The organism is Caballeronia glebae (genome assembly GCF_001545035.1).
GTDB lineage: Bacteria > Pseudomonadota > Gammaproteobacteria > Burkholderiales > Burkholderiaceae > Caballeronia > Caballeronia glebae.
The window spans coordinates 1-2,781 of the sequence record NZ_FCOJ02000147.1; the positions used below are offsets into that span (position 1 = coordinate 1).

At 60.6% G+C, this 2,781-nt stretch carries 3 protein-coding genes; 1 reads left to right on the plus strand and 2 read right to left on the minus strand.

Translation table 11 applies throughout. The annotated features are described in order from the left end of the window. Positions 1 to 240: 240 nt before the first annotated feature. Positions 241 to 549, plus strand: a complete 309-nt coding sequence (locus tag AWB82_RS36430) for a hypothetical protein (RefSeq protein WP_086974077.1) — start codon at positions 241 to 243, stop codon at positions 547 to 549. A 111-nt stretch (positions 550 to 660) separates the two neighbouring features. Here AWB82_RS36430 and AWB82_RS36435 read toward each other — a convergent pair whose 3' ends face one another. Together AWB82_RS36435 and AWB82_RS38775 are read right to left on the minus strand one after the other, a co-directional pair. Further along, positions 661 to 2,040: a hypothetical protein gene (locus AWB82_RS36435; protein WP_086974078.1), complete on the minus strand. Its 1,380-nt coding sequence runs from the start codon at positions 2,038 to 2,040 to the stop codon at positions 661 to 663. 438 nt (positions 2,041 to 2,478) lie between these two features. Next, positions 2,479 to 2,781, minus strand: a 303-nt coding sequence (locus AWB82_RS38775) for a hypothetical protein (RefSeq protein ID WP_235023601.1), incomplete at its 5' end; no start/stop codon positions are given.

Genomic DNA, 2,781 nt, shown 5'->3' on the forward strand with positions numbered 1-2,781 from the left:
CGACACCCTGTGATTATCGGATCGTGCCGCCGATCATCACAGCTACTTTCCATAATCAACGACTTGGCATAATCGGCTGATGCAGCCCTTGGGCGTCGCGCACTTCTGTGCGTGAATCCGGCACGGTCCGATCGTTCGCAGCCAGGGCCCCAAGGCCGGCCGGTTGCGCGCCCGCATGCTTCCTTGACATCCCGAGAATCTCAATACGCTGGTCTCAACCGATCAGGAGATGCACAGCGTATGAAGACAATCGCAGTTGACCGAAAACATCACGTCCCCGGTACGTCGCCCGGCTTGCTCAAGCGGACCTCCCTGGAAGCTGATCGCGAACTCGCTCATATACGGAAACTGGTGACGGCAGTGCGTGCAACATCAGCTCCGTTGCCGATAAGCGTTCGGTACTGGAGGGCACGTCTGCATGAGCTACGCGTCGCCTACGCGTTGCTGCCCGCCCAACTTGCCCGGCTGTCTGTGCTTGAGCTTGACGTCGAGGAGATCGCACAGAAACAGGTGGAGGTAGGGCCGAGCGATGAACGCCGCGTGGCGTAGCGGCGTCCTCGAAGATGCTTCAGTGCTCGATTGCTGCCTCTCGACAACGGGCGGCGCCTTGGCGAGTCCGTCCGTGAGACCCGCACTCATAGAGCTTTCCGGACGTCGCTGTCATAGCAGAACGGCTTGTTGCAGAAGCTCCAAGGCTTTCAACTCGTCCAAGCGACCGGTGCGCGCCTTGCCGGCGAGCGTCTTCAAGAGTGCCTCGGCGATCGGTGGGATCCCGTCAAGACCGTCTAGGTTGGTTCCCAAAGCGGCGGAGGGCGGCGTTGCTGTAGATTGCGACGTTGACAACGGGGGCAGCGACTCCCCGGGCGCAGAGATGGGGGCGGGGGCGTGGCTTTCGATGCGCTCCAGGGGGCTGTCGGCGCGGGTTGCAACGGCACCGCTGACGTTCTCGTGCTGAGGACTCCCAATGCTGTCGCCGTGGCCCGCCGCATCAGCTGGCAATGGCTCGGTGTACGGGTTACTAGAAGTGCTAGGCAGCGCTCCATCCATCTCGCTGGTCGGAGCGGCTGCGACCTGTGTATCCTCATACGCCGCCGCAGCGGTTGGCGCCGGTGCTTGGCCAGGCGCGCGCACGCGTGATGCGGGCGCGAGCAACTGCGCGACTGACTCGGGAATGTCGGCTTCAATGCGGGGCGTGTCGAGCCACCCTGCAGGCAAGCCAAGCCCCGCGGTGAAGCGCTCGGCTTCAGCATCATCCATGCGCTTCTTACCGTGGAGTCGGTGCGCCATATTCGAACCGCTAAGACCCAACACCGCGCCGAGCTTGACCTTCGAACCGTTACGTGCGGTGAGAACGTGAAGATTGGCCTGCCTGATGCGCTCTACGGTCGCACCGCCGTTTGGCAAGGCCTGCTTGCGCCCGGCCGCTTGATGCGACCCGTGCGGTTTGGACGTATCTCCTGCTCTTGCAGCGTGACCGCTTGTCGGCGCAGAAGCCTTTTGGACACGGGTCTTGGGCGCACCCGACGCTTCTTTAGAACTCTTAGACGGCATGGTCATATCCTTGGGCGAACTGCTGGCAAGCAGCGATGGCTTCTGCGCACTTGAAAGAATGGGTGTTGCCTCGATGTCACCTTCATCGGTCATCTCGTCCGTATGGACGAACTCGAGCGGCGCCTTCAGGCGCGCAATCGTCTCCGGGGAAAGGACCGGATGAAGTTGGTCGAAAAAGCCGGAAGGCAGCCCAAGCGTCGTTTCCATGTGGAAGGCGGTCTCGGGCGTGAATCGCTCTCCGCGCATCAGTTCGGCGATCCGGGTCATGCTTGAGTCGAGCCCCAGCGCGATATTCTCCGCGCCGACCGCATCGACGAGGAATCTCAAGGAACGAGTCTTAATAATCGACGCCGGCGTGGCTCCGCCATTAGTCTCTCTTGGAGGAGGTTGGCGTCGCGCTGGGTGCTTCTGATTCGTCAGGTGATGAGGTTGGCGGCGACTGTTTGGCTTGCCTCGATATCCCGCATTCGGTCCGCGGGTTTGACTCATAGGAGAACTCCGGTGCGATGCGTGAAATTTCCGCGGTCCATTATATCGGCCGTCGTTCGGGCTGAGCGACTATCGCCACGCACGCGTAGAGTGTGGTGCTAATGGGCACTTTCGCGCTGCGTGGCCGATTGCGATTAGTGGCGTGCCGCCGTGGATCTGAGCGGCGAGGCGCGCCCGCTAGCGGCGAACCGTTTGAGCCTGTCTCGTGCAGCAACGTGAACATATCTTGGCGCACTCGATAGTTGTCGGTCCGCCTGTTGCAACACCGCTTCGAACAACGGCAGGTCCACCGCCTCGAACGCCCATCGCCGCTCGACTTCGGCGCGCTGCAAACAGCGCTCCAGAACCGCTTCAGCGCGTGCATGAATATTTACATCCGCGTCCCCATACCCCGCATCTTGCACAAAGAACGTGACGTAGACGAGTTGAATAAGCTCGTCAAAAAGATACGCCGATCCAGCACCGGCCCGACAGGCGGCGAACGTCAAGTGATTCGACAAGGCGACAGTCTGCGCTGCTGAAGACGGGAGGGGCAGCAGCATCTCTTTGCTGAGCGGTTTGCGCCACAGCGACCGAGCAGATTGCGAGGAAGGGCGGCGAGATGACATCGGCAAAGAAGGACTTAAAGGTGTCTGCTAGATGCGTGCGGCAAAATGATAACTGGCTAAGAGCCCTTAACAAAATGAACGAAAGGGCTGTTAACCCTCGATGAATGCTGTTAACCTTTTCATTGTTTCGACG